The organism is Paenibacillus sp. Y930, from assembly GCF_056786375.1.
Genome location: NZ_JBXCIX010000043.1, coordinates 1 through 604, shown reverse-complemented (window position 1 = coordinate 604; position 604 = coordinate 1). Strand labels below are relative to the sequence as shown.

General features: G+C 32.1%; 1 protein-coding gene. It reads right to left on the bottom strand.

The features are described from left to right. Positions 1-152 precede the first annotated feature (152 nt). On the bottom strand, positions 153-604 hold a 452-nt coding region (locus AC1TO5_RS21285), incomplete at its 5' end, for a phosphotransferase enzyme family protein (RefSeq protein ID WP_482064830.1).

Genomic DNA, 604 nt, shown 5'->3' with positions numbered 1-604 from the left:
GATTTCTTATAACGTTCTTGTATTCACGAACTTGCACAGCAAGTTGTCAGACAGATCATACTTCCTGAATTTCCTCTGCTGACCAAGGCGTAGCCGCCGCGTGAATACTGTGTTATACGATGTATGACACTTCCTCGAGTTACAATTCAAACTCAAGTTAGTTTTATTTTTATGCATTCTATAAGTGTTTCTTCATGTTTTTCTATCCATTGTGTCCTAATTATCAATTGATTCAGTATTACCCTAAAATATTCATCTATCTTTATCCCTGAATAATATTGACCAATGTATATACATATCAAAGCGACGTAATACATCTTCATTAACATGGGGATATAGTTGATTTCTTCATTTGTCAATGTCATATGTTGAGAGTACGCGTCTAGAAATAATTCTAGCTTTACAAATGAACCATCTGAAAATTGAAGTATATGATTTATACAAATTGCTAATTCTAGAGCACGAATATCATGCGATGCAAAGTCAAAATCTAACACTCCATTCATCTTTCTTGTTTTACTATCGATAAGTAAATTAAAGACTAATATATCATGATGAATGATTTGCTTTGGTAAACCTTCCGTAATAGATTTTATTCTTTGAA